This window comes from Pseudomonas resinovorans NBRC 106553 (assembly GCF_000412695.1).
Taxonomy (GTDB): Bacteria; Pseudomonadota; Gammaproteobacteria; order Pseudomonadales; family Pseudomonadaceae; genus Metapseudomonas; species Metapseudomonas resinovorans_A.
The window spans coordinates 2072509-2097867 of sequence record NC_021499.1 but is presented as its reverse complement, the minus strand read 5'-3'; the positions used below and the strand labels follow the sequence as shown (position 1 = coordinate 2097867).

Annotated in this window: 19 protein-coding genes; 12 read left to right on the top strand and 7 right to left on the bottom strand. The window is 64.3% G+C overall.

What is annotated here, in order from left to right; translation table 11 throughout:
- Window positions 1–226: 226 nt before the first annotated feature.
- Window positions 227–3715 carry a chromosome segregation protein SMC gene (gene smc, locus PCA10_RS09570; RefSeq protein ID WP_016491867.1) on the bottom strand — a complete coding sequence of 1163 codons (3489 nt, stop codon included), beginning with the start codon at window positions 3713–3715 and terminating at the stop codon, window positions 227–229.
- A 13-nt stretch (window positions 3716–3728) separates the two neighbouring features.
- The gene (locus PCA10_RS09565; RefSeq protein ID WP_016491866.1) at window positions 3729–4388 is read right to left on the bottom strand and encodes a GntR family transcriptional regulator; all 660 of its coding nucleotides are present in this window, start codon (window positions 4386–4388) and stop codon (window positions 3729–3731) included.
- Window positions 4389–4885: 497 nt separating this feature from the next.
- On the opposite strand from PCA10_RS09565, the gene xdhA reads away from it, so the two are divergent.
- From xdhA to guaD, 5 genes are all read left to right on the top strand, one after another.
- Window positions 4886–6325, top strand: a complete 1440-nt coding sequence (xdhA, locus tag PCA10_RS09560) for a xanthine dehydrogenase small subunit (RefSeq protein WP_016491864.1) — start codon at window positions 4886–4888, stop codon at window positions 6323–6325.
- On the top strand, window positions 6318–8714 hold the full coding sequence (gene xdhB, locus PCA10_RS09555; RefSeq protein WP_016491863.1) for a xanthine dehydrogenase molybdopterin binding subunit: 2397 nt from the start codon (window positions 6318–6320) through the stop codon (window positions 8712–8714). Before xdhA ends, xdhB begins: the two co-directional genes overlap by 8 nt.
- A gap of 66 nt (window positions 8715–8780) precedes the next feature.
- On the top strand, window positions 8781–8930 hold the full coding sequence (locus tag PCA10_RS30610) for a hypothetical protein (protein WP_158491040.1): 150 nt from the start codon (window positions 8781–8783) through the stop codon (window positions 8928–8930).
- The gene (xdhC, locus tag PCA10_RS09550; RefSeq protein WP_016491862.1) at window positions 8927–9760 is read left to right on the top strand and encodes a xanthine dehydrogenase accessory protein XdhC; all 834 of its coding nucleotides are present in this window, start codon (window positions 8927–8929) and stop codon (window positions 9758–9760) included. Before PCA10_RS30610 ends, xdhC begins: the two co-directional genes overlap by 4 nt.
- Before the next feature lie 121 nt (window positions 9761–9881).
- Window positions 9882–11189, top strand: a complete 1308-nt coding sequence (gene guaD / locus PCA10_RS09545) for a guanine deaminase (protein WP_041770184.1) — start codon at window positions 9882–9884, stop codon at window positions 11187–11189.
- Between the two features lie 169 nt (window positions 11190–11358).
- Here the strand turns inward: guaD and PCA10_RS09540 are convergent, their stop codons facing one another.
- Window positions 11359–12129 carry a GntR family transcriptional regulator gene (locus PCA10_RS09540; RefSeq protein WP_016491860.1) on the bottom strand — a complete coding sequence of 257 codons (771 nt, stop codon included), beginning with the start codon at window positions 12127–12129 and terminating at the stop codon, window positions 11359–11361.
- Between the two features lie 613 nt (window positions 12130–12742).
- Between PCA10_RS09540 and PCA10_RS09535 the strand changes: the two genes are divergently transcribed.
- Window positions 12743–14092, top strand: coding sequence for an NCS2 family permease (locus PCA10_RS09535; protein ID WP_016491859.1), 1350 nt, complete (start codon window positions 12743–12745; stop codon window positions 14090–14092).
- A 611-nt stretch (window positions 14093–14703) separates the two neighbouring features.
- Here PCA10_RS09535 and uraH read toward each other — a convergent pair.
- Window positions 14704–15057: a hydroxyisourate hydrolase gene (gene uraH / locus PCA10_RS09530; protein WP_041770604.1), complete on the bottom strand. Its 354-nt coding sequence runs from the start codon at window positions 15055–15057 to the stop codon at window positions 14704–14706.
- 419 nt (window positions 15058–15476) lie between these two features.
- Between uraH and puuE the strand changes: the two genes are divergently transcribed.
- From puuE to PCA10_RS09500, 6 genes are all read left to right on the top strand, one after another.
- Complete coding sequence (puuE, locus tag PCA10_RS09525) at window positions 15477–16406, top strand: allantoinase PuuE (protein ID WP_016491857.1); 930 nt, start codon at window positions 15477–15479, stop codon at window positions 16404–16406.
- Window positions 16403–16918: a 2-oxo-4-hydroxy-4-carboxy-5-ureidoimidazoline decarboxylase gene (gene uraD / locus PCA10_RS09520; protein WP_016491856.1), complete on the top strand. Its 516-nt coding sequence runs from the start codon at window positions 16403–16405 to the stop codon at window positions 16916–16918. Before puuE ends, uraD begins: the two co-directional genes overlap by 4 nt.
- A 159-nt stretch (window positions 16919–17077) precedes the next feature.
- Window positions 17078–17581: an ureidoglycolate lyase gene (locus PCA10_RS09515; RefSeq protein ID WP_016491855.1), complete on the top strand. Its 504-nt coding sequence runs from the start codon at window positions 17078–17080 to the stop codon at window positions 17579–17581.
- A gap of 53 nt (window positions 17582–17634) precedes the next feature.
- Window positions 17635–18948, top strand: a complete 1314-nt coding sequence (locus PCA10_RS09510; RefSeq protein WP_016491854.1) for a urate hydroxylase PuuD — start codon at window positions 17635–17637, stop codon at window positions 18946–18948.
- Window positions 18949–19177: 229 nt separating this feature from the next.
- The gene (locus PCA10_RS09505; protein WP_016491853.1) at window positions 19178–20524 is read left to right on the top strand and encodes a nucleobase:cation symporter-2 family protein; all 1347 of its coding nucleotides are present in this window, start codon (window positions 19178–19180) and stop codon (window positions 20522–20524) included.
- 179 nt (window positions 20525–20703) lie between these two features.
- Entirely contained in the window at window positions 20704–21555 is an 852-nt protein-coding gene (locus PCA10_RS09500; protein ID WP_016491852.1) for a hypothetical protein, read from the top strand.
- A gap of 175 nt (window positions 21556–21730) precedes the next feature.
- Here PCA10_RS09500 and PCA10_RS09495 read toward each other — a convergent pair whose 3' ends face one another.
- The 3 genes from PCA10_RS09495 to PCA10_RS09485 form a co-directional block, all read right to left on the bottom strand.
- Complete coding sequence (locus PCA10_RS09495; RefSeq protein ID WP_016491851.1) at window positions 21731–22540, bottom strand: outer membrane protein OmpK; 810 nt, start codon at window positions 22538–22540, stop codon at window positions 21731–21733.
- A gap of 557 nt (window positions 22541–23097) precedes the next feature.
- Window positions 23098–23916 carry a substrate-binding periplasmic protein gene (locus PCA10_RS09490; protein ID WP_016491849.1) on the bottom strand — a complete coding sequence of 273 codons (819 nt, stop codon included), beginning with the start codon at window positions 23914–23916 and terminating at the stop codon, window positions 23098–23100.
- A gap of 66 nt (window positions 23917–23982) precedes the next feature.
- Complete coding sequence (locus PCA10_RS09485) at window positions 23983–25341, bottom strand: 8-oxoguanine deaminase (protein WP_016491848.1); 1359 nt, start codon at window positions 25339–25341, stop codon at window positions 23983–23985.
- Window positions 25342–25359 lie beyond the last annotated feature (18 nt).

Sequence of the window (25359 nt, the reverse complement as noted above, 5' to 3'; positions counted from 1 at the left end):
GTCCCCTAGTGAAAAATGCAAACGAACAATCGTGAAGAAAGGACATCCCGTCCCCTGAAACGTGGCGCCCAACTCCATGTTCTGAATGGCGTTTTCCACGTGCAACAAAATTGGGCATAAAGCTAGCACGACCAGCCCAGCAGAGAAACCTCTGATAGAGGCTTCGCACGCAGGCGATGCGAATTTGATCCACTTGCCGATCCGGAGTTCGCATCCACCGTCATGGCTAGGCTTCAACCATAGACATCGCCTCCTCCACGTCCACTGCCACCAGGCGCGAGCAACCGGGTTCGTGCATGGTCACACCCATCAGCTGGTCGGCCATCTCCATGGCGATCTTGTTGTGGGTGATATAGATGAACTGCACCTTCTCGGACATTTCTTTCACCAGTCGCGCATAACGGCCGACGTTGGCGTCATCCAGCGGCGCATCCACTTCGTCGAGCATGCAGAACGGCGCCGGATTGAGCTGGAAGATGGCGAATACCAGGGCCAGGGCGGTCAGCGCCTTCTCGCCACCGGACAGCAGGTGGATGGTGCTGTTCTTCTTGCCCGGCGGGCGGGCCATGATGGCCACGCCAGTGTCCAGCAGGTCTTCGCCGGTGAGTTCCAGGTAGGCATGCCCGCCACCGAAGACCTTGGGGAACAGCGCCTGCAGGCCGGCGTTGATCTGGTCGAAGGTCTCCTTGAAGCGGTTGCGGGTTTCCTTGTCGATCTTGCGGATGACGTTTTCCAGCGTTTCCAGGGCTTCCACCAGGTCGTCGTTCTGCGCATCCAGGTAGCGCTTGCGCTCGGACTGCTGCTGGTACTCGTCTATGGCCGCCAGGTTGATCGGGCCTAGGCGCTGGATACGCGCGGCGAGGCGCTCGAGTTCTTCCTCCCAGGCGCCCTCGCTGGCCTCGGTCGGCAGCGTGGCGAGCACGCCGTGCAGGTCGTAGCCATCCTCGTGCAGCTGGTCCTGCAGGGTCTTGCGACGCACCGTCAGGGCCTGCCACTCCATACGCTGCTGCTCCAGCTGGCCGCGCAGCAGTTGCGACTGCTGCTCGGCCTGGCTGCGGCGCTTCTCGGCGTCGCGCAGCTCGCGGTCGGCGTCCTCCAGGGCGAGGCGCGCCAGCTTGAGTTCCTCTTCCACGCCCAGGCGCTTGTCCAGCAGCTCCTCCAGCTTCAGGCGCAGCTCTTCCAGCGGCGCGGCGCCCTCCTCCAGGTTGAGATTGAGCTGCTCACGACGCTCTTTGAGGCGCTCGAACTGCAGGGCCAGGCGCTCCAGGGCCTGGCGGGTGGAATCGTGTTGCGCCCGCAGCGAGCCAACGCGCACGGCGAGCTGGTGGGCATGGTCCTTGTGCTGGCGGGCTTCCTGGCGGATACGGTCGAGGCGCTCGCGCAGGCCATCGCGCTCGGCCAGCAGCTTTTCGCGCTGCTCGGTGTCGCTGGCCATGGCGTCCAGGGCGTCCTGCAGGGTCAGGCGGGCCTCGCCCAGCTGTTCGTGCTCCAGGCTGCGCTGTTCGTCCAGCTCGCGCAGTTCCTCGTCCAGGCGACGACGGCGCAGAGCCAGCTGCTCGACCTTCGCCTGCTGAGCGGATAGACGCGCCTTGAGCTCGCCCAGGGTGCGGGATTCCTCTTGCAGCAGGCGGCGCTGCTGCTCGCGGGCTTCTTCCTGCTGGCGCTGGCCGTCGCGCAGTTGTTGCAGGCGCTCCTCCAGCAGCTCCAGGGCTGCTTCGCGCTCCTCGCGTTCAGCGTGCAGGCGCTCCAGCTCCTGGCCTCGGGCCAGCAGGCCGCTCTCGGCTTCACTGGCGCGCCGGACCCGCAGGAAATTGCGGCCGACCCAGTAACCATCGCGGCTGATCAGGCTCTCGCCCTCGCCCAGCGCAGCACGGCGCGCCAGGGCCTGTTCCAGGCTCTCCACCGGCAGGACCTTGGCCAGCCAGGGCGCCAGGTCCATCGGCGCCTCCACCTTGTCCAGCAGGCTGCCCGGCGCGCGAACGCCCGGGCGACCGGCACTGGCCAGGCGCAACTCGCCCTGGTCGAAGCCGGACAGGTCGAGACCGGCGAAATCGTCCAGCAGCACGGCCTGCAGGTCGGCGCCGAGCACGGTTTCCACCGCCAGCTCCCAGCCCTGCTCCACACGCAGGCCTTCGGCCAGGCGCGGGCGCTCGGCCAGCTGCTGCTCGCGCAGCCATTCGGCGGCACCCTTGCCGGGGTTCAGCGCGGCCTGTTGCAAGGCTTCCAGCGAGGCCAGGCGGCCATTCAGGCGCTGCAATTCGCCCTGAGCCTGCTGCTGGGCCTGACCGGCCTGCTGCAGCTCTTCGCGCAGGGTTTCCAGCTGTTCGACCAGCGCCAGCTCGGCGGCCTGGAGTTCCTCCTGGCGCATTTCGCCCACGGCCAGCTCTTCGAGCATGTCCTGGACGGCGGCGTCTTCCGGGTCGGCGGCCAGCTGGCTGTTCTCGTCATTGAGGCGACGCCCGCGCTCCATCAGGCGTTCCAGGCTCTGCTCCAGCTGCTGGATTCGCGACTGCTGCACTTCGGCCTGACGGCGCGGCTCGGCGCTGCGCTGGTTGAAGCCGTCCCACTGCTCCTGCCAGACCTGCATGCCGGAGTCGGCCTCCTCCAGCTGGGCGGAGGCTTCCTCGGCGGCGGCCGCGCTCATTTCCTGCTCGGGGCCGAGCATTTCCAACTCCTCGCCCAGGGTGGCGAGCAGGGTGCGGTCGTGCCCCAGGTGGGATTCGGTTTCCTGGCGAGCGTGCTCGGCTTCGCGCAGGTCGTCCTGCAACTGCCGCAGGCGCTGCTGGCCATGCTGGATGCTCTGTTCCACCCGGGCGATATCGCCGCCCACGGAATAGAAGCGGCCTTGCACCAGGTTGAAGCGCTCGGACAGTTCGTGGTGCCCGTCGCGCAGCCGTTCGATGCTGGCGTCGGCGTTGCGCTGCTCGGCCACCAGGGCCTCGAAGCTGACCTCCTGGTTGCCGATCACCGCTTCGCGCTGGCCGACCTGGTCATTCAGCGCCCGCCATTTCAGCGCGGCGAGCTGGGCCTTCAGCTGACGCTCCTCGGCCTTGTATTCCTGATACTTCTCGGCGGACTGGGCCTGGCGATGCAGGCGTTCCAGCTGACGCTCCAGCTCCTCGCGCAGGTCGGTCAGGCGCGCGAGGTTTTCCTGGGTACGGCGGATGCGGCTCTCGGTCTCGCGGCGGCGCTCCTTGTACTTGGAGATGCCGGCGGCTTCCTCGATGAAGTTGCGCAGGTCCTCGGGCTTGGCTTCGATCAGCTTGGAGATCATCCCCTGCTCGATGATCGAGTAGCTGCGCGGCCCCAGGCCCGTGCCGAGGAAGATGTCGGTGATATCCCGGCGTCGGCACTTGGTGCCGTTGAGGAAGTAGGTGTTCTGGCCATCGCGGCTGACGCGGCGTCGGATGGAAATCTCGGCGAAGGCGGCGTATTCGCCCACCAGGCTGTTGTCGGAGTTGTCGAAGATCAGCTCGATGCTGGCCTGGGCCACCGGCTTGCGGGTGTTGGAGCCATTGAAGATGACGTCGGTCATCGACTCGCCCCGGAGGTTCTTCGCCGAACTCTCGCCCATTACCCAGCGTACGGCGTCGATGATGTTCGACTTGCCGCAACCGTTGGGGCCGACCACGGCCGCCATGTTGCTGGGGAAGCTGACAGTGGTCGGGTCGACGAAGGACTTGAACCCGGCCAGCTTGATGCACTTCAGCCGCATTGGCGCGCTCCGCTCAACGTTCTGCCAGTGCCGCGAGCACCAGCTCGCAGTTCTGCTTGCCGTAATCGAGCAGCACTTCGCGGATGCGCACCGGGTCGCGGGCGATCACCGCCTGCAACAGGCCGTCGAACACCGCGCCGAGCTGGTGCATTTGGCCACGGCGGCGCTCAAGGGCGATGTAGTAGGTACGGGCGATGGCCGGCTGCAGGTTGTCCAGCGTCTGCTGCAGGTAGGGGTTGTCGGCGAAGGGATAGGCCGCCTGCATGATGGCGAAGCTGGAATCGACGAAGGCCAGGATGTCTTCGCGCTCGCGGGCTTCGGCCAGGCGCTGCTGGATGGCGCGGAAGGGCAGCAGGTCCTCCTCGCGACGCCAGTGCTCGGCCACGGCGTACCCCAAGAGGATGTACAGCTCCATCACCAGGGTGTAGAGGCTGCGCACGTGCTGCGGGGTCAGTTCGGAAACCTGGGCGCCACGGCGCGGCAGGATGGTGATCAGGTGGCGGCGCTCGAGGATCAGCAGCGCCTCGCGCACCGAGCCCCGGCTGACGTTCATGGCCTGGGTGACCTTCTGCTCCTGGATGCGCTCACGCTCTTTGAGCTCGCCACGAATGATGCGCTCGGCCAGATGATGGGCAATCTGCTCGGAGAGGCTGTCCGGTGCCTGGAACGTCATGTTTTTCCTTTGAACTGAGGGACATTGTGCGCAGCAACGGGAGCTTTCCCGCTCAACGGCTCCGGCGCTGACAGTACTACGGGTACGGGCAGTGGGTGCAAGAGCGGTTGGGGAATTTTCGGCTCCACCGCAGGACGCGGGCAGGTGGCGGAGTTTATCACAAGGCGGCGAGTGGCTCTTGTGGGGGCGAACTCATTCGCCAAGGGCTGCAAAGCAGCCCCCCCCGACACCGTCAGGGCAGACCTGCGGCCCGCTTCGCGAATGAATTCGCGCCCACAGGAAAAAAGCGCCCCCTACCTCCGCTTCCTACACTTAAGTCAGGTGGCACGAATCGCGCTTGAACCTTGAGGCAGAGCGGGCGCAGCGGGCTAATAACCGAAAGAGATGAAGAATTCCTGACTTTTGAGTCAATTATTTATTGACCGAAAAGTCAGACACCTCTAAATTTGCCCTCATACGAGCCCTCGTAAAAACAATAAAGTGCCTGGAGGTCGTCCTTGATCCAGTTTTTACTCAATCGGGAGCTGTGCACCGAGCATGCCCTCGATCCCAATGTCACGGTGCTCAACTACTTGCGTGAGCACGCGGGCAAACCCGGTACCAAAGAAGGCTGTGCCTCGGGCGATTGCGGTGCTTGCACCGTGGTGGTCGGCGAGCTGGAAGGGGACCGCATCCGCTACCGCACCCTCAACTCCTGCCTGACCTTCGTTTCCTCCCTGCATGGCAAGCAACTGATCACCGTGGAAGACCTCAAGCACCAGGGCCAACTGCATTCCGTGCAGCAGGCCATGGTGGATTGCCATGGCTCCCAGTGCGGCTTCTGCACCCCCGGTTTCGTCATGTCGCTGTTCGCCCTGCAGAAGAACAGCAACGGCTACGACAAGGGCCAGACCATGGAAGCCCTGGCCGGCAACCTGTGCCGCTGCACCGGCTACCGCCCGATCATCGACGCCGCCGAGCAGGCCTGCTGCCAGAAGCAGCCCGACCAGTTCGACGCCGCCGAAGCCCAGACCGTCGCCCAGCTGAAAGCCATTGCACCGCGTGAAACCGCCGAACTGAACAGCGGCGACAAGCGCTGCCTGGTACCGCTGACCGTGGCCGACCTGGCCGACTTCTATGTCTCCAACCCGCAGGCCCGCCTGCTGGCCGGCGGCACCGACCTGGCCCTGGAAGTCACCCAGTTCCACCGCGAGCTGCCGGTAATGATCTATGTCGGCCATATCGACGCCATGAAGCGCATCGAACAGAGCGCGGACTTCATCGAGATCGGCGCCGCCACCCCGCTGTCCGACTGCTACGAGAGCCTGGCCCAGGAGTACCCGGACTTCGGCGAGCTGCTGCACCGCTTCGCCTCCCTGCAGATCCGCAACCAGGGCACCCTGGGTGGCAACATCGGCAACGCCTCGCCCATTGGCGACGCCCCGCCGCTGCTGATCGCCCTGGGCGCCGAGATCGTCCTGCGCAAGGGCAACCAGACCCGCATCCTGCCGCTGGACGAGTACTTCCTCGATTACAAGGTCACCGCCCGCCAGGAATCCGAGTTCATCGAGAAGATCCGCGTGCCGCGTGCCCGCAAGAACCAGGCCTTCCGCGCCTACAAGGTCTCCAAGCGCCTGGACGACGACATTTCCGCCGTCTGCGCCGCCTTCAACCTGGTGATCGAGAATGGCGTGGTACGCAAGGCCCGCGTCGCCTTCGGCGGCATGGCCGGCATTCCCAAACGCGCCAGCGCCTGCGAGCAGGTCCTGGTCGGCTCCGCCTGGTACCCGGGCACCGTCGAACGCGCCTGCGAGGCCCTGGCCAAGGACTTCACCCCGCTTTCGGACTTCCGCGCCAGCAAGGAATACCGCCTGCTGACCGCGCAGAACCTGTTGCGCAAGTTCTTCCTCGAGCTGCAATCCCCAGAAGTCGAAACCCGGGTGACCGCGTATGTCTAACCACTTCCACCACAAGACCCAGGAAGAGCTCGCCGAACTGTTCCGCGCCGACATCACCACCGGCGTGGGCAAGAGCGTCAAGCACGAAAGCGCGCCCAAGCACGTCTCGGGTGAAGCGGTGTACGTCGACGACCGCCTGGAGTTCCCCAACCAGCTGCACGTTTACGCCCGCATGAGTGACCGCGCCCATGCGCGCATCACCCGCATCGATACCACGCCCTGCTACCAGTTCCCCGGCGTGGCCATCGCCATCACCGCCAAGGACGTTCCCGGCCAGCTGGACATCGGCCCGGTGGTGGCCGGTGACCCGCTGCTGGCCGACGGCAAGGTCGAGTACGTCGGCCAGGTGGTCCTGGCCGTTGGCGCCGACAGCCTGGAAACCGCGCGCAAGGCGGCCATGGCGGCGATAGTCGAATACGAGGACCTGGAGCCCGTGCTGGACGTGGTCGACGCCCTGCGCAAGAAACACTTCGTGCTGGACAGCCACCAGCACAAGCGCGGCGACTCCGGCAGCGCCCTGGCCAGCTCCAAGAACCGTCTGCAGGGCACCCTGCACATCGGCGGCCAGGAGCACTTCTACCTGGAAACCCAGATCTCCTCGGTGATGCCTACCGAGGACGGCGGCATGATCGTCTACACCTCCACCCAGAACGCCACCGAAGTACAGAAGCTGGTGGGCGAAGTGCTGGGTGTGCCGATGAACAAGATCGTCATCGACATGCGCCGCATGGGTGGCGGCTTCGGCGGCAAGGAAACCCAGGCGGCCGGCCCGGCCTGCCTCTGCGCGGTGATCGCGCACCTGACCCGCCGGCCCACCAAGATGCGCCTGCCGCGCATGGAAGACATGAGCATCACCGGCAAGCGCCACCCCTTCTACGTCGAATACGACGTGGGCTTCGACGACGACGGCCTGCTCAAGGGCATCGAGCTGGAGCTGGCGGGCAACTGCGGTTACTCGCCGGACCTCTCCGGCTCCATCGTCGATCGCGCGATGTTCCACTCGGACAACGCCTACTTCCTCGAAAACGCCACCATCAATGGTCATCGCTGCAAGACCAACACCGCGTCGAACACCGCCTACCGCGGCTTCGGCGGCCCCCAGGGCATGGTAGCGATCGAAGAGATCATGGACGCCATTTCCCGCCACCTGGGCAAGGACCCGCTGGAAGTCCGCAAGCTGAACTACTACGGCAAGGACGAGCGCAACGTCACCCACTACTACCAGCCCGTCGAACACAACATGCTCGCCGAGATGACCGAGGAGCTGGAGGCGAGCAGCGAGTACGCCAAGCGCCGCGAGGAAATCCGCGCGTTCAACGCCAGGAGCCCGGTGCTGAAGAAAGGCCTGGCGATGACCCCGGTGAAATTCGGCATCAGCTTCACCGCCACCTTCCTCAACCAGGCCGGCGCGCTGGTGCACATCTACACCGACGGCAGCATCCACCTGAACCATGGCGGCACCGAGATGGGCCAGGGCCTGAACACCAAGGTCGCCCAGGTGGTGGCCGAAGTCTTCCAGGTGGACATCGAGCGTATCCAGATCACCGCCACCAACACCGACAAGGTGCCCAACACCTCGCCGACCGCGGCCTCCAGCGGCACCGACCTGAACGGCAAGGCCGCGCAGAACGCCGCCGAGACCATCAAGGGCCGCCTGGTGGAGTTCCTCACCAATCACTTCAAGGTGACCAGCGAGGACGTGCAGTTCAAGAACGGCCAGGTGCGCGTGCGCGACCACTTCCTCTCTTTCGAGGAAATGATCCAGCTCGCCTACTTCAACCAGATCTCGCTTTCCAGCACCGGCTTCTACCGCACGCCGAAGATCTTCTACGACCGCGACAAGGCCGCCGGCCGCCCCTTCTACTACTTCGCCTACGGCATGGCCTGCGCCGAAGTGATAGTCGACACCCTGACCGGCGAGTACAAGATGCTGCGCACCGACATCCTGCATGACGTGGGTGCCTCGCTGAACCCGGCCATCGACATCGGCCAGGTGGAAGGCGCCTTCGTCCAGGGCATGGGCTGGCTGACCATGGAAGAGCTGGTGTGGAACGCCAAGGGCAAGCTGATGACCAGCGGACCGGCCAGCTACAAGATCCCGGCCATCGCCGACATGCCCATCGACCTGCGGGTGAAGCTGGTGGAGAACCGCAAGAACCCGGAGCAGACGGTGTTCCACTCCAAGGCCGTGGGCGAGCCGCCGTTCATGCTAGGCATCGCCGTCTGGTGCGCCATCAAGGACGCCGTGGCGAGCCTGGCGGACTACCGCGTGCAACCCGCGATCGACGCGCCCGCCACCCCCGAGCGCGTGCTCTGGGGCGTCGAGCAGATGCGCAAGCTGCAACAACCGGCCACGGCCAGCGCCCCGGCGCAGACCGAACCGGCATGACCCGCGCGAACCGGTCCCGCAGCCAGCTGCGGGCCGGTTCCGCTAACTGAAAAACGGTGCAGAACAATGACAACATCCACCGATCGACCGAAAACCGCGCAGCAGGGCGACGACGCCGTGCTGCTGGAAACCCTGCCAGCCCCGCTGCGTCCCAAGGACGACTGGCGGCTGTCACGGACCACCAGGCCACTGCGTAGCTGGAGATTGAGCAAATGAGCTGGATCAGCGCCCTCGCCGACCTGCAGCAACGCGGTGAACCCTGCGTGCTGGTGACCATCATCGAAGAGCGTGGCTCCACGCCGCGCAACGCCGGTTCGAAGATGGTGGTCACGGCCGAGCGGATCTTCGAGACCATCGGTGGTGGACACCTTGAGTTCAAGGCGATGGAAATCGCCCGGCAAATGCTCGAAGAGCGCACCCAGGACACCCGCCTGGAACGTTTCAGCCTGGGCGCCAGCCTCGGCCAATGCTGCGGCGGCGCCACCGTGCTGCTGTTCGAACCCATGGGTCAACCCCAGGCGCACATCGCCGTATTCGGCGCCGGCCATGTCGGCCGCGCCCTGATGCCGATCCTCGCCAGCCTGCCGTGCAAGGTGCGCTGGATCGACTCGCGGGAGAACGAATTCCCCGAGCAGATCCCGGCCGGCGTGGAAAAGGTGGTCAACGAAGAAGTGATCGACGAGATCGCCGGGATGCCCCGGGGCAGCTACTTCATCGTCATGACCCACAACCACCAGCTGGACCTGGAACTGACCGCCGAAATCCTCAAGCGCAACGACTTCGCCTACTTCGGCCTGATCGGCTCGAAGACCAAGCGCGTGAAGTTCGAGCATCGCCTGCGCGAGCGCGGCTTCGCCGCGGATACCGTGCAACGCATGCGCTGCCCCATGGGCATCAGCGAAGTCAAAGGCAAGCTGCCGGTGGAGATCGCCATCTCCATCGCCGGCGAGGTGGTCGCCACCTATAACGCCAGCTTCGGCAACGAAGTGAAGAAAGGAGAAACGGTGGCCAGACTGCTGCCCTCCTCCCGCCGCGAACAGGCCTGAACAACGCGTTCCCGGAACGAGGCAACGAGCAGTGCCGGGTGGGGGGAGCCGGTGACAGGGCGCCCCCCATTCCGGCCCCTTCCGGGAGCCAGAAGCCGCAACATCAATGAACGAGACTGATATGACCAGCCACGTAACCGCCTACCGCTCCGCCATCCTGCACAGCATCGCCGACCCCGCCCTGGTGGGCGTCGAGCAGTCCTATCAGTATTTCGAGGACGGCCTGCTGGTGGTGGAAGATGGGCGCATCAAGGCCCTGGGTGACGCCAAATCGCTGCTGCCGAGCCTGGATTCCGGCGTCAGGGTGCAGGAGTACCGCGACGCCCTGATCACCCCTGGGTTCATCGATACCCACATCCATTTCCCCCAGACCGGCATGATCGCCTCCTACGGCGAGCAGCTGCTGGACTGGCTGAACACCTACACCTTCCCCACCGAGCGGCAGTTCGCCGACAAGGCCCACGCCGCCGACGTCGCCGCGATCTTCCTCAAGGAACTGCTGCGCAACGGCACCACCACCGCCCTGGTGTTCGGCACCGTGCACAAGGAGTCGGTGGACGCCTTCTTCGAAGCGGCCCACGCCCTCGACCTGCGCATGATCGCCGGCAAGGTGCTGATGGACCGCAACGCCCCGGACTACCTCACCGACACCGCCGAATCCGGCTACGCCGACAGCAAGGAACTGATCGAACGCTGGCACGGCAAGGGCCGCCTGCACTACGCGGTGACCCCGCGCTTCGCCCCCACCAGCACCCCGGAACAGCTCGAGCTGGCGGGCAAGCTCTATGGCGAGTACCCGGGCCTGTACATGCACACCCACCTGTCCGAGAACCGCAAGGAAATCGAATGGGTCAAGGCGCTGTTCCCCGAGCGCACGGGCTACCTGGACGTCTACGACCACTTCAAGCTGATCGGCCAGCGTTCGGTCTTCGCCCACGGCGTGCACCTGTGCGACGAGGAGTGCAAACGCCTCGCGGAAACCGGCTCGGCGGTGGCCTTCTGCCCCACCTCCAACCTCTTCCTCGGCAGCGGCCTGTTCGACCTGGAGAAACTCGAGGCGCACGGCGTGCGCGTGGGCCTGGGCACCGACGTGGGTGCCGGCACCAGCTTCTCCCAGCTGCAATCCCTGAACGAGGCGTACAAGGTGATGCAGCTGCAGGGCAAGAAGCTCGACCCCTTCAAGTCCCTTTACCTCGCCACCCTGGGCGGCGCCCGCGCGCTCTACCTGGACGAGCGCATCGGCAACCTGCAGGTCGGCAAGGACGCGGACTTCGTGGTCCTCGACTACAAGGCCACGCCCTTGCTGGACTACCGCCTGCAGCAGGCCAGCACCCTCGCGGAGAAACTCTTCGCCCTGACAATCCTCGGCGACGACCGCACCGTGAAGGAAACCTTCGCCGCCGGCCGCAGCGTGCATCAGCGCGGTTGAACCGCAAGATGGATAGAGACCGTAGGATGGGTAGAGCGAAGCGAAACCCATCGCTTGCGCCGTCGGGTTGATGGGTTTCGCAGGCTCTACCCATCCTACGAGTTCCATCGCGCCCAGCCTCGCAAAACAAAAAGCCCCGCATTCGCGGGGCTTTTTTCATCCGAGCCGATCAGGCGCTGCGGGGCGTGCCGCGGCCGGGCTTCTTCTTGGTCTGCAACAGGTGCGAGAACACCGCGTGCAGGTCGTCCGAAGCGCCGCCTTCATCCAGGTTCAGCTTGTCGTCGATGTGGTCCATGTGATGCATCATCAGCATCACCGCGCGCTCGGCATCGCGGGACTCGATGGCGTCGATCAGGCGATTGTGCTCGTCGAAGGAACAGTGGGAGCGGCTTCCGCTCTCGTATTGGGCGATGATCAGCGAGGTCTGGGACACCAGGCTGCGCTGGAAGCTCACCAACGGCGCATTCTTCGCGGCCTCGGCCAGCTTCAGGTGGAACTCGCCGGACAGACGGATGCCCGCGCCTCGGTCGCCACGGGAGAAGCAGGCCTGCTCCTCGAGGACCATCTGCCGGAGTTCCTGCAGCTGCTCGGCGGTGGCGTGCTCGACCGCCAGCTCGGTGATGGCGCGCTCCACCAGACGGCGGGCGTAGAAGATCTGTCGGGCTTCCTCGACGCTGGGGCTGGCCACCACGGCGCCGCGATTGGGCCTCAGCAGCACCACGCCTTCATGGGCGAGGCGCGACAAGGCACGGCGGATGATGGTGCGGCTGACGCCGAAGATCTCGCCCAGGGCCTCCTCGCTCAGCTTGGTGCCGGGCGCCAGGCGCTGCTCGAGGATGGCATCGAAAATATGCGCATAGACGACGTCGTCCTGCGTGCCGCTGCGGGTGCTTTTGGCGGTGCGCGGCTGCTTCTTGAGTGGCTGCAACTGTTCGTTCATGAGGGCTCGCGTCAGTGGGGTCGGCGGTCTTCCTGGGCCCTTTTTGCCCTTCTCCGCCGCACGGAACGGGTAGCTCAGCGAGGGAAAACAGGTAAAAAGCAACGGATATTGTACACAATCATCCCATCTTGAACAGTTTCGCTGCAGCTCAATGCCCATTCCTGACCAGTTGAACAGGTTTCAAGTCGATTGGTTTTCGCCCGGTCCCAATAGAGGAAACAGGACCAAAGGCCGAATCTCCCTACATTTTTTTGGCATAAACACGGCTTTCTCTGCTCCATCAGGTGCTTTAGGCACCCCGCCTCGGTTTCCCCGCGACTTCCTGCAAAAAACTTAACTCATTGTTTTTAAACAAATTACCAGATGAAAATTTCTGAAAATTGTCTCGCCAAAAGCTGTCTTTATGGTCAGATTTTTCCGATTGGTGCGTTTTATCGAACATTTAAAACATTATTTGTTTTTTTTGTATACAAAGGCATAATCGCGCCGTGACTTCCTGACCCATAGGTCAAGTATTTGGGGAGTGCACCACTCACGCCATCCGCCTCAGTCAGTCCGGAGCCCACTCCAGGCCCTGGGTGAACAAAACAAAAGAGATGAGGAGTACCACGCTGTGGAAAGCATCAAACAACAAGAACAAGGAACGTACGCCGCAACACCGCCCGCCAAGGGCCTGCTGGAACGTCTCTTCAAGCTCAGCCTTCACGGCACCACCGTGAAAACCGAGCTGGCTGCAGGCCTGACCACCTTCATCACCATGGCCTACATCATTTTCGTCAACCCGAACATCATGGCCGATGCCGGGATCGATCATGGCGCGGCCTTCGTTGCCACCTGCCTTGCCGCCGCGTTCGGCTGCTTCCTCATGGGGCTCTACGCCAACTGGCCGGTGGGCCTCGCCCCAGGCATGGGCCTGAACGCCTTCTTCACCTACACCGTGGTCAACACCATGGGCTACAGCTGGCAGATCGCCCTCGGCGCGGTGTTCCTCTCCGGCGTGCTGTTCATGATCCTCACCTTCTCGCGCATCCGCGAATGGTTGCTCAACAGCATCCCCAGCAGCCTGCGCTTCGCCATGGGTGCGGGTGTCGGCCTGTTCCTCGGGCTGATCGGCCTGAAGACCGCCGGTATCGTGGTTGCCCACCCGGCCACCCTGGTGCACATCGGAGACCTGACCTCCCCCGGCCCGCTGCTGGCCGCCATCTGCTTCCTGATGATCGCGGTCCTCGAATACCGCCGCGTCTTCGGCGGCATCCTCATCAGTATCCTCACCGTGACCCTGGTCGGCGTGGGCCTGGGCATCGTCAAGTTCGGTGGCGTGTTCTCCATGCCGCCGAGCCTGGCCCCGACCTTCATGGCCATGGACATCACCGGCGCCTTCAACGTGACCATGGTCAGCGTGATCCTGGCCTTCCTCTTCGTGCACATGTTCGACACCGCGGGCACCCTGATGGGCGTGGCCCAGCGCGCCAACCTGGTCCAGGAAGACGGCCGCATCGAGAACCTCTCCCGGGCCATGAAGGCGGACAGCGCCTCCAGCGTCTTCGGGGGCGTGCTCGGCGTGCCGCCGGTGACCAGCTATGTGGAAAGCGCCGCAGGCGTGGCCGCCGGTGGCCGTACCGGCCTGACCGCGGTGACCGTGGGCGCGCTGTTCATCGCCGCGATGTTCTTCGCCCCGCTGGCCGGCATGATCCCCGCCTATGCCACCGCTGGCGCGCTGATCTACGTCGCCATGCTGATGATGGGCGGCATGGCCCACATCGACTGGAAGGAACACACCGAGACCATCCCGGCCATCGTCACCGTGATCATGATGCCGCTGACCTTCTCGGTCGCCGACGGCATCGCCCTGGGCTTCGTGACCTACGTGGCGATGAAGGCCTTTACCGGCAAGTACAAGGAAGTGTCGGTAAGCCTTTACGCACTCTGCGCGATCTTCGTGGCCAAGTTCATCTTCCTCTGATCCCATCCCCGCTCCACCAGGGCCCTGCCGCTATGCGGCGGGGCCTTTTCGTTTTTGGGGTTTCGCGGAAAGACTGGGAGATAGTGTTCATGCCGGAGTGGCGATGCGTTGCAAGGAACGGGCCTGGCGTTCTCTTTCAGCTCATTGCCGAGTGCGCTGAGGAGTTCTGTTTCGCCCCCCCCGTGCGACTTCCTTTGGCAGTCGTCGGAATGCCGCACCACCCAAAGGAAGCAAAAGGCTTGCCCCGACATCCGGGTTTGGCTACGCCAAACTCCCCTCCTGAAGGGGCGGTTTGCGCGGCGTCATCTTCTCTGTTTCGTTTCAGGCCAGTTTGGGCATCAGCCCGTAGGATGGGTTGAGCTTGCGATACCCATCAGCTCTGCCCGCATGGGGGATCGCTTCGCCCAGCGGAACGCCACCCACCCTACCCTACGCGGCTCCCAAAGCTACTCGCCCGGGAAGGCGAAACAGAAACCCGCAGCCCACTCGGCATTGAGCCAGGCTTCCAACCCCCCACCCCAGCTAGCCACTTTCCCGCAGGCATAAAAAAGGCCCGCAGTGTGAACGGGCCATAAGGACTCAGTGAGTCGAGGGTAACGAGAATCGGAAAACTAGCTGCCGCGATAGGTGGAATAGCTGTAGGGAGAGATCAACAGCGGCACGTGGTAGTGGTCCTGCTCGGCGGAGATGCCGAAGCGCAGCACCACCACATCGAGGAAAGCCGGCGCGGGCAGCGCGACGCCACGGGCGCGGTAGTAATCGCCGGCGTGGAAATGGATCTGGTAGACGCCGCTCTGGTAGTCGGCGCCTTGCAGCAACGGCGCGTCGCAGCGGCCGTCATCGTTGGTGGTGGCGGTGGCGACCAGCTCCAGGCCCGCGCCTTCCACGCGGTAGAGCTCGATCTTGATGTCACGGCCAGGGCAGCCGTGGGCGGCATCCAGTACATGCGTGGTCAAACGTCCCATTGCTCGCTGGGCGCCCGCCGGGCCGTTGTACTGGCCGCGTTCGGAACGCCACACCTCCTCTGCTTGTTCATATTGGTGCGTGGTAGGGCCTGGGCCCCGGTATGGAGCGCAGAATAACATGCGACCGGAAGAATGTAAGACATAAACACTAGAAATTGTACACAATATGCAGGACGCATTCGTCGACGATGGCCAGAAGCCAGGCCTGACGCTGATTTGTACACCAGCCTGCCACCGGGCCTTCCGTGGTTTTTACTTGACCGAATGGGCAGATTTCTTGCTTGGCCGCGTAATGATGATCCAGGCAATTTTTTGATTTACAAAGTGCACGACGTTTTGTATACAATTGCCCCATCCCCGGTCGCGCACCATCTCCCAGGCTGTCGCAGATCGCCCAACACACAAGAAGGAAGACTGCAGTGAGCGCTGAGTACCCACGCGACCTGATCGGTTACGGCAACAACCCTCCCCATCCGCACTGGCCGGATGATTCCCGCATCGCCCTGTCGTTCGTCCTCAACTACGAGGAAGGCGGCGAGCGCAGCGTGCTCCATGGCGACAAGGAGTCCGAAGCCTTCCTCTCCGAGATGGTCGCCGCCCAGCCCCTGCAGGGCGTGCGCAACATGAGCATGGAATCCCTTTACGAATATGGCAGCCGCGTCGGCGTATGGCGCCTGCTGAACCTGTTCAAGAAGCACGATATCCCGATGACCATCTTCGCCGTGGCCATGGCCGCCCAGCGTCATCCGGACGTGATCCGCGCCATGGTCGAGGCCGGCCACGAGATCTGCAGCCACGGCTACCGCTGGATCGACTACCAGTACATGGACGAGGCCCAGGAACGCGAGCACATGCTCGAAGCCATCCGCATCCTCACCGAACTGACCGGCGAGCGCCCGGTGGGCTGGTACACCGGCCGCACCAGCCCCAACACCCGGCGCCTGGTGATGGAGGAAGGCGGCTTCCTCTACGATTCCGACACCTACGACGACGACCTGCCCTACTGGGAGCCCAACAACTACACCGCCAAGCCGCACCTGGTGATCCCCTACACCCTGGACACCAACGACATGCGCTTCACCCAGGTGCAGGGCTTCAACAAGGGCGACGACTTCTTCGAATACCTCAAGGACGCCTTCGACGTGCTCTATGCAGAAGGTGCCGCCGGCGCCCCGAAGATGCTGTCCATCGGCATGCACTGCCGCCTGCTCGGCCGCCCGGCACGCCTGGCTTCCCTGGCACGCTTCCTCGACTACGTGAAGGGCCACGAGAAAGTCTGGTTCGCCCGCCGCGTCGACATCGCCCGCCACTGGCAAGCCACCCACCCCTTCAAAGAGCAAGCGAAATGAGCCGCTTCCAGACCCTGACCCCGTCCACCCTGTCCCGCGCGGCCTTCGTCGAGTCCTTCGCCGATATCTACGAACACTCGCCCTGGGTCGCCGAGAAAGCCTTCGACCTGGGCCAGGATGACGCCATCAACGAAATCGACGGCCTGCACCAGCGCATGGCCGACATCCTGCTCAGTGCCAGCCACGACGCCCAGCTGGCACTGATCAACGCTCACCCGGACCTGGCCGGCAAGGCAGCGGTACGTGGCGAGCTGACCGAAGCCAGCACCAACGAACAGTCCGGTGCCGGCATCCATGAGTGCACGGCTGAAGAGTTCGCGCGCTTCACGGAGCTGAACGACGCCTACAAGGCCAAGTTCGGGTTTCCCTTCATCATGGCGGTGAAAGGCAGCAACCGGCACCAGATCCTGGCGGCCTTCGAGGAGCGCATCCACAACGCCCCCGAAGCCGAGTTCACCCGGGCCCTGGCCGAGATCAACAAGATCGCGCTGTTCCGCCTGCAGCAGCTGTAAGCCGCAGGCACACCGCCGAATCGCAACGACCGAACGGCTAGCCCCGTCCATCGGCGCCCCACCGATCCGGAGCGCCAGGGGGGAGGATGGAACGACCACCTCCCCGCACGGCCCCTCCCCTCGCGGGACGGGAACCAGCAACGAACAAGTAGAACAGCCATGCGTACCCTGAAGATCGAGCCCCTGACCAAAGAAGCCTTCGCCCCCTTCGGAGATGTGATCGAAACCGACGGCAGCGAGTACTTCATGATCAACAACGGTTCCACCCGCCGTTACCACAAGCTCGCCACCGTCGAGACCGCCCAGCCGGACGACAAGGCGATCATCAGCATCTTCAGCGCCGAATCCCTCGAGATGCCCCTGCGCATCCGCATGCTGGAACGACATCCGCAGGGCAGCCAGGCTTTCATCCCGCTGCTCGGCAACCCCTTTCTGGTCGTGGTCGCGCCCGTTGGCGACGTACCTGTACCGGGCTTGGTCCGCGCCTTCATTTCCAATGGCAGGCAGGGCGTTAATTACCATCGCGGCGTCTGGCACCACCCGGTGCTGACGATCGAAAAGCGGGATGACTTCCTGGTGGTTGATCGCAGCGGTTCCGGCAACAACTGCGACGAACATTACTTCACCGAGGACGAGCAGCTGCTCCTCGCCCCCAACCACTAATAAGAGAAGCCCAACGATCGGCGTGCCGGTCGGCGGGAAAGAGGTAAGAAACTGTGGAAGCACATCTGACCGAATGGCTGAACCTGGGCATTCGCTGGGTTCACATGATCACCGGCATCGCCTGGATCGGCGCGTCCTTCTATTTCGTCTGGCTGGAAAACAACCTCAACCGCAGCAACCCGCGTGACGGGCTGTCGGGTGACCTCTGGGCCATCCACGGTGGCGGCATCTACCACCTGGAGAAATACAAGCTCGCCCCGCCGAAAATGCCGGACAACCTGCACTGGTTCAAATGGGAAGCCTATTTCACCTGGCTGTCGGGCGTCGCCCTGCTGACCGTGGTGTTCTACCTGAACCCGAGCCTGTACCTGATCGCCCCCGGCGTGGACATCTCCCCGGCCGCCGCGGTCGCCATCGGCATCGGCTCCCTGATCGCCGGCTGGTTCATCTACGACTTCCTCTGCGACTCGCCGCTGGGCAAGACGCCCGCCCTGCTCGGCCTGGTGCTGTTCGTGCTGGTGGTCGGCGCCGCCTGGGGCTTCACCCACGTGTTCAGCGGCCGTGGCTCCTACATCCATGTCGGCGCCCTGATCGGCACCATCATGGTCGGCAACGTGTTCCGCATCATCATGCCGGCCCAGCGCGCCCTGGTTAAGGCCATCGAAGAGAACCGCACCCCGGACCCGGTCCTGCCGGCCAAGGGCCTGCTGCGTTCGCGCCACAACAACTACTTCACCCTGCCGGTGCTGTTCATCATGATCAGCAACCACTTCCCGAGCACCTACGGCAGCCAGTACAACTGGCTGATCCTGGCCGGGATCGCGGTGATCGCGGTACTGGTGCGCCACTACTTCAACACGCGCCACGACAGCAACAAGTACGCCTGGACCCTGCCGGCCGGCGCCCTCGGCATGATCTGCCTGGCGTTCGTCACCGCGCCGAACTACAAGGCCGCCGAACCCACCCTGGCAGTCGAACCCGCTCACCAGGAGCAGGCCGCCCCCGCCAGCACCGCTTCGTCAACCGCGCCGGCCACCAGCGAAAGCAAGCCTGCCGCCACCGAACCGGCCGCCGCCCCGGCGCAACCCGCCCAGGCCAGCGCCGCCGGCGGTTTCGACAAGGTCCACAGCGTGATCCAGGAACGCTGCACCGTCTGTCATTCCGCCAAGCCCACCAGCCCGCTGTTCACCGCGGCGCCGGGCGGCGTGATGCTCGACACCCCGCAGCAGATCCAGATGCTCGCACCCAAGATCCAGGCCCAGGCCGTCGCCAGCCAGATCATGCCGCTGGGCAACATCACCCAGATGACCCAGGAAGAGCGTGACCTGATCGGCCGCTGGATCGCCCAGGGCGCGAAGACCAACTGAGCATCGGCGAGGGCCCAGCACCCGCTGCCCCTCGCGCACGCCCACGGCGGACGGTGCCCCCAAGCACCGTCCGCGTTCAAGCCTGCCACCAGGTGGGCTTTTTTTTCATCCAGGCATTACCCGGTCGAGTGTCCCGACCCGACCCGCAACATGAATACCCGGCAGGCCGCGCCCACGAGGTGCGGCATTGCCAAGCGACTTACAAGAACAAAAGCGCCCGAGGTGTTGCATGACCACTCCGACAGAGCGGACTACCGCCCTTTCGCCCGCTGACCAGCGCCTGCCCCTGATGCAATTGCTCCTGGTCGGTTTCCAGCATGTCCTGTTGATGTACGGCGGCGCCGTTGCCGTCCCCCTGATCGTCGGCCAGGCCGCCGGTCTCTCCCGTGAAGAAATCGCCTTCCTGATCAACGCCGACCTGCTGGTGGCCGGTATCGCCACCATCGTGCAGTCCATCGGCATCGGCCCGGTGGGCATCCGCATGCCAGTGATGATGGGTGCCAGTTTCGCCGCCGTGGGCAGCATGGTGGTGATGGCCGGAATGCCCGGCGTCGGCATCCAGGGAATCTTCGGCGCCACCATCGCCGCCGGCTTCTTCGGCCTGCTGATCGCCCCCTTCATGTCGCGCGTCGTGCGCTTCTTCCCGCCTCTGGTGACCGGTACGGTGATCACCTCCATCGGCCTCACCCTGTTCCCGGTCGCGGTGAACTGGGCCGGCGGCGGCAACGGCGCGACCCACTTCGGCGCCCTGGAGTACCTGTCCATCGCCGCACTGGTACTGGGCACCATTCTCCTGGTGAACCGTTTCCTCAAGGGTTTCTGGGTGAACGTCTCGGTGCTGCTCGGCATGGCCCTGGGCTACCTGCTGGCGGGCGCCAGCGGCATGGTCGACCTCACCGGGCTGGATGAGACGCCCTGGTTCCAGCTGGTCGAACCCATGCACTTCGGCATGCCCAGGTTCGAGCTGGCCTCGGTGCTGTCCATGTGCCTGGTGGTGGTGATCATCTTCGTCGAGTCCACCGGCATGTTCCTCGCCCTGGGCAAGATCACCGGCCGCGAGATCTGCCCCAACGCCCTGCGCCGCGGCCTGATGTGCGACGCCGGCGCGTCCTTCCTGGCGGGCTTCTTCAACACCTTCACCCACTCGTCCTTCGCCCAGAACATCGGCCTGGTGCAGATGACCGGCGTGCGCAGCCGTTACGTGACGGTCGCGGCGGGAAGCCTGCTGATCATCCTCAGCCTGCTGCCGAAGGCGGCCTTCCTGGTGGCCTCCATTCCGCCGGCGGTACTGGGTGGCGCGGGAATCGCCATGTTCGGCATGGTGACCGCCACCGGCATCAAGATCCTCCATGAAGCGGACATCACCGATCGCAGCAACCAGTTGCTGGTGGCGGTGAGCATCGGCATGGGCATGGCGCCGGTGGTACGGCCCGATCTCTTCGCCCAACTGCCCCACTGGATGGAGCCGATCACCCACAGCGGTATCGCCATGGCCACGGTCAGCGCCCTGACTCTCAACCTGCTGTTCAACATCTTCGGCGAGAAGAACCGCAGCCAGCAGTGCACGGCGCATTGAATCGGCTCTGACCCGTTTTGCTCCCATCCGGCCCCGCCCAAGAGGCGCGATCGGAATTCCACAGCCCGCCTATCCGGCGGGCTCTTTTAAACCCGCCCCCAGGACGGCCGACTCCGCGCGCAGCCGTTCAGGTCGCGCTCATCCGGCTTTTTTTGCACAACAACAAGAAGGAGTACCTGATGCTTCGCCGCACCCACCTGGCGCTCGGCGCCGCTCTGATCACCCTCGGCACTTCGGCTTCCGCCGCCGAGGACGGCAAAATCTTCGAGTGGATGAACAACAGCGTCGGCTTCCGTTATGGCCAACAGTTCACCAACCCCAACAACCCGGACAAGTTCGCCAAGCGGATCTACAGCTTCACCCACGCCAACGGCTATCGCTACGGCAGCAACTTCTTCAACCTCGACGTGTTCCTCTCCGACAGTCGCGACCCGCGCAAGGGCACCGACAACGGCGGCAGCGAGGTCTACGCGGTCTACCGCCACCAGCTGTTCGCCTCGCGGGTATTCGACCAGCCCCTGGGCACCGGCCTGGTCAAGGACTACGCCTTCACCTTCGGCTTCGACGCCAACCGCAACAACAACCTGGCCTCGGCGAAGAAGCGCGCGCTGGTGTTCGGCCCGACCTTGAAGCTCAACGGCGCCGCCGTGCTCGATCTCAGCCTGATGTACTACCGCGAGCGGAACCACTCGGGCATTCCCAACGCCAAGCACCCGAACCACACCTTCGACGCCACCTACATGCTCAACCTGACGTGGCTCAAGCCCTTCCAGCTGGGCGACCACGACGCCAAGCTCCAGGGCTTCGTGAACTACGTCGGGGAAAAGGGCGAGGACTACTTCGACAAGGACACCGCGCCGGAAACCCTGATGCGCACCTCGCTGATGGTCGCCGCGATGCCGGGCGCCAAGCGCAAGCCGAACCTCTGGCTGGGGGTGGGCTACGAGTACTGGCACAACAAGTTCGGCGTCGACGGCGGCCGTGGCAGCCGCACCTCGACGCCGACGGTGAACCTGGAATTCACCTTCTGACTTCACTCGCAAGAACACTGTAGGGGCGAATTCATTCGCCAAGCAGGCCGGAGGCGTGCCCGTCATGCCGTGGCAATCGCGAATGAATTCGCTCCTACCTGACATGCACTACCTCCCCTTCTAGCCGTGGGGAGGGCGGTTTGCGCCCGCCCTCCCCCGGCCTTTTTCCGCTGGATCAGAAGTGCACCTTCACCAGCAGGCTGGCGGTGTTCTGGTTGGTGCCATCGAGGATCTCGTCGCCGAGGAAGCTGTCGTTGTCGATGCCGTACTTGTTGCGCCAGTAGTCGTACTCGAAACCGACATAGAGCTGTTTCTCACCCCAGCCCATGGCCTTGCCCAGGTCGTACTTCACCTGCGGGTTGAAGTGCAGGTTGGCGTGGTAGGTGCCACGACGGTTCTCGTCGTTGTCCACGACCCAGTCCATGAAGCCGTCGATGCGGATGTCGGAATTGCCCACCGGAATCGTGTAGCTCCACACCGGGGTGATCTGCCAGACGTTGTCGCCAGGGCGGCTGCCGTCGGTGCGGCGGTTGTAGAAGTTCAACTGGAAGAAGTCGAAGCCGGGGATCGCCAGGTCGAAGCCCGGGCCGATCAGGTAGGACTCCACGTCACCCTCGCCGAACTCGTAGGTCATGGCCAGCAGCACGTCGGTCACCGGGCCGAACTGGATCTTCTGGTCGAAGATCTTGCCAACCGACAGGCGCGGCTGGAACTCGCCGTAGTAGGTGTTGCTGCCCACCTGCGGGTCGTCGGCGCCGTTGAAGAAGGTCTTGTCCACGAAGAAGAAGGTATCGCCGTACTTCCAGCCGTTGGCGTGCTCGAAGGTGACGGTCTGCTGGATAGGCGGGTTGATCTTGTAGTTCTTGCCGTAGAGGTAGCTCAGGCTGTTGTCTTGCCAGAACAGCAGGTCACCGGCGCCGGCCTGCCCAGCCGCGAGCAGGCCGGTCGAGAGGGCGAGGCAGTGCGGCAGATACTTGGCTTTCATGGTTTTTCCTTGTTGTAGTGGGTTTCAGGTTTTTCCGTCTCGCGCCCACCGGCAACCCGCCCGGTATCGGGGCAGGTAACAGAAGGGCTCGGGAGTGGAGAGCGGTGCGCGCCAGGCCTCAGCCGGTCAGGCCAAGGCAGCTCTGACGGGCGGAACTGGACGGGCTGTCTTCAGCGTTGCGCTGTTCGGCTGCATCCAGGAGGCCCTGCAGGACCTCGACGAGAGAAATGGCTGTGGGTTGTGCAGTGGATACCGACGCGGCGGTCGGCGCCGGGTGGAGTCGGAACGTCTCGGGACGGGTCCCGGGGCTGTCGAATGAAGTCATGCTCAAAGCCTGCCTGTTGTTCTTGTAGGTCGTGGGCTCGCAGGGTGGCGTCATGCACCCCTTGCAGTTGCTTCGCCGGAAAAGCTGATCCAGCGGTCAGGATTTTCCGAATTATATACACCCTGTAAACAGCGGTAACAACACTTTCTTTCAGAATTGTGTACAAAGTTTCAGGACGATTCCTACGCACCCGTACCCGACGGCTCTGCCATGGGGTTCAGGGCCAGCACCGTCACTGCTGGGCCTTGGCCTTCTGCCGCTCGAGGAAATCGATCTTCCACTGCTCCATGCCCAGGTACTCGGAATCCAGGTTGGCCTCCACCCGGTAGCGCGCCTTCAGCGCCTCGACTTCCTGGCGATGTTCGGCGAGGAAGCGGTCGAAGCGGGCGATCAGCTCCGGGTGACGCAGGCTGGACAGGTTGAAGGTGCCACGGGTGTGCGGCAGGGACGGATCGAACACCAGGGCGCCGGGACGGGCGCGGATGTTGTCCAGGTAGTAGGTGGCGACCACCACGTTGTAGTAGGCGCCATCGGCCTCCTGCTTCAGCGCCTGCCTGACCATCCGTCCCAGGTCGTCGCTGCCCACCACTTGGGTCTGGCCGTCATCGATGCGCTCCTGGTAGGTCCAGGGCGTCCAGCCATCCACCACCGCCAGCCGTCGCAGCTGCTCGACGCCCTGCCCCAGGCGCTTGGGCGCCACCAGCACGCCGTCGACGTAGTTCACCACCGGCTGGCTGTAGACGATGTCCTTGCCCGCCTTGAGGTCGCCGGCCCAATTGGCGTTGTCCGGGTACTTGAAGTCGATGCCGCCGTCCAGCAACTGCCCGGTGAGCTGGTTGACCGGCAAGGGCCGGTACTGGATGTCCAGGCCGGCATCCCGGGCGAACAGGTCCAGCAGGTCGCGGGCGAAGCCCTGGTACTCCCCCTGCTCGCCGAGCCAGTAGTGGGGCTGGAAGGACTGCTTCTCCACGCCGACCACATAGCTCTGCGCCAGGGCGCCGTTTGCACACAGCAGGCCGGCAGCGAGCCAGCCGAAAACCCGAGGCTCCATGACCTCCTCCTTGTTCTGCGTTGGAACGGGGGGAACGGAGCGGGATCGCCCCGCTCCACTGACCACTTACTCGCCGGTGACCAGCTGGCGCGCCAGCTGGTTGTGGCGCTCCAGCACCCGTGGCAGGTCGATGGTCACCAGTTGGCCGTCGCGGACCACCACCTTGCCGTTGATCACGCTGGTGGAGACCTGGGTCGGGGTGCAGAAGACCAGCGCCGCCAGGGGGTCGTGGTGGGCGCCGGCATAGGCGATGTGGTTCAGGTCGAAGGCCACCAGGTCGGCGGCCATGCCCGGCTTGAGGGCACCGATATCGTTACGGTTGAGTACCTTGGCGCCGCCCAGGGTGGCGATCTCCAGGGCCTCGCGGGCGGTCATGGCGTCCGGACCGAAGCCGACCCGCTGCAGCAGCAGCGCCTGGCGCACTTCGCCGATCATGGTGGCTCCGTCGTTGGAGGCCGAGCCGTCCACCCCCAGCCCTACCGGTACCCCGGCATCGCGCATGCGCCGCACCGGGGCGATGCCCGAGGCCAGGCGCATGTTCGAGCAGGGACAGTGGGCGACGCCGGTGCCGGTACGGGCGAACAGCTCGATCCCGTGCTGGTCCAGTTGCACGCAGTGGGCGTGCCAGACGTCATGGCCGACCCAGCCCAGGTCTTCGGCATATTCGGCCGGGGTCATGCCGAACTTCTCTCGGCTGTAGGCGATATCGTTGACGTTCTCCGCCAGGTGCGTGTGCAAGGACACACCGTACTGGCGCGCCAGCACCGCCGCCTCGCGCATCAGGTCGCGGCTCACCGAGAACGGCGAGCACGGCGCCACCACCACCCGCAGCATCGAGCCATGGGACGCATCGTGGTAATCCTCGATCAGGCGCTGGGATTCCTTGAGGATGTCGGCCTCCTTCTCCACCACCGAATCCGGCGGCAGGCCACCCTGGCTACGGCCGACGCTCATGCTGCCGCGCGCGGCGTGGAAGCGCATGCCGATCTCGCCGGCGGCATGGATGCTGTCATCCAGCTTGCAGCCGTTGGGGTAGATGTAGAGATGGTCGCTGGAGGTGGTGCAGCCGGAAAGGATCAGCTCGGCCATGGCGGTCTGGGTGGAGACGCCGATCATTTCCGGCGTCAGCCGCGCCCAGATCGGGTAGAGGTTGGTCAGCCAGTTGAACAGCTCGCCGTCCTGGGCCGCCGGCACCACGCGGGTGAGGCTCTGGTACATGTGATGGTGGGTGTTGACCAGGCCGGGGATCACCACCTTGCCCTTCATGTCGATGACTTCGTCGGCGGTCTGCGGCAGCTCGCTGCTCGGGCCAACCTGGGTGATGCGGTTGTCCTCGATGAACAACCCGCCCTGACGGATTTCCCGGCGCTGGTCGTCCATGGTCACCAGCAGGTCGGCGTTCTTGATCAAGAGTGTCTTGGCCACGCGTCTTCTCCTACGCCC

Coding starts and splice junctions, on each gene's coding strand:
- PCA10_RS30610 (WP_158491040.1), top strand. CDS start 8,781: ATGACAACATCCACCGATCGACCGAAAACCGCGCAGCAGGGCGACGAC.
- xdhB (WP_016491863.1), top strand. CDS start 6,318: ATGTCTAACCACTTCCACCACAAGACCCAGGAAGAGCTCGCCGAACTG.
- smc (WP_016491867.1), bottom strand. CDS start 3,715: ATGCGGCTGAAGTGCATCAAGCTGGCCGGGTTCAAGTCCTTCGTCGAC.
- PCA10_RS09500 (WP_016491852.1), top strand. CDS start 20,704: ATGCTTCGCCGCACCCACCTGGCGCTCGGCGCCGCTCTGATCACCCTC.
- PCA10_RS09515 (WP_016491855.1), top strand. CDS start 17,078: ATGCGTACCCTGAAGATCGAGCCCCTGACCAAAGAAGCCTTCGCCCCC.
- PCA10_RS09505 (WP_016491853.1), top strand. CDS start 19,178: ATGACCACTCCGACAGAGCGGACTACCGCCCTTTCGCCCGCTGACCAG.
- PCA10_RS09540 (WP_016491860.1), bottom strand. CDS start 12,129: ATGAACGAACAGTTGCAGCCACTCAAGAAGCAGCCGCGCACCGCCAAA.
- guaD (WP_041770184.1), top strand. CDS start 9,882: ATGACCAGCCACGTAACCGCCTACCGCTCCGCCATCCTGCACAGCATC.
- uraH (WP_041770604.1), bottom strand. CDS start 15,057: ATGGGACGTTTGACCACGCATGTACTGGATGCCGCCCACGGCTGCCCT.
- PCA10_RS09490 (WP_016491849.1), bottom strand. CDS start 23,916: ATGGAGCCTCGGGTTTTCGGCTGGCTCGCTGCCGGCCTGCTGTGTGCA.
- PCA10_RS09495 (WP_016491851.1), bottom strand. CDS start 22,540: ATGAAAGCCAAGTATCTGCCGCACTGCCTCGCCCTCTCGACCGGCCTG.
- uraD (WP_016491856.1), top strand. CDS start 16,403: ATGAGCCGCTTCCAGACCCTGACCCCGTCCACCCTGTCCCGCGCGGCC.
- xdhC (WP_016491862.1), top strand. CDS start 8,927: ATGAGCTGGATCAGCGCCCTCGCCGACCTGCAGCAACGCGGTGAACCC.
- PCA10_RS09565 (WP_016491866.1), bottom strand. CDS start 4,388: ATGACGTTCCAGGCACCGGACAGCCTCTCCGAGCAGATTGCCCATCAT.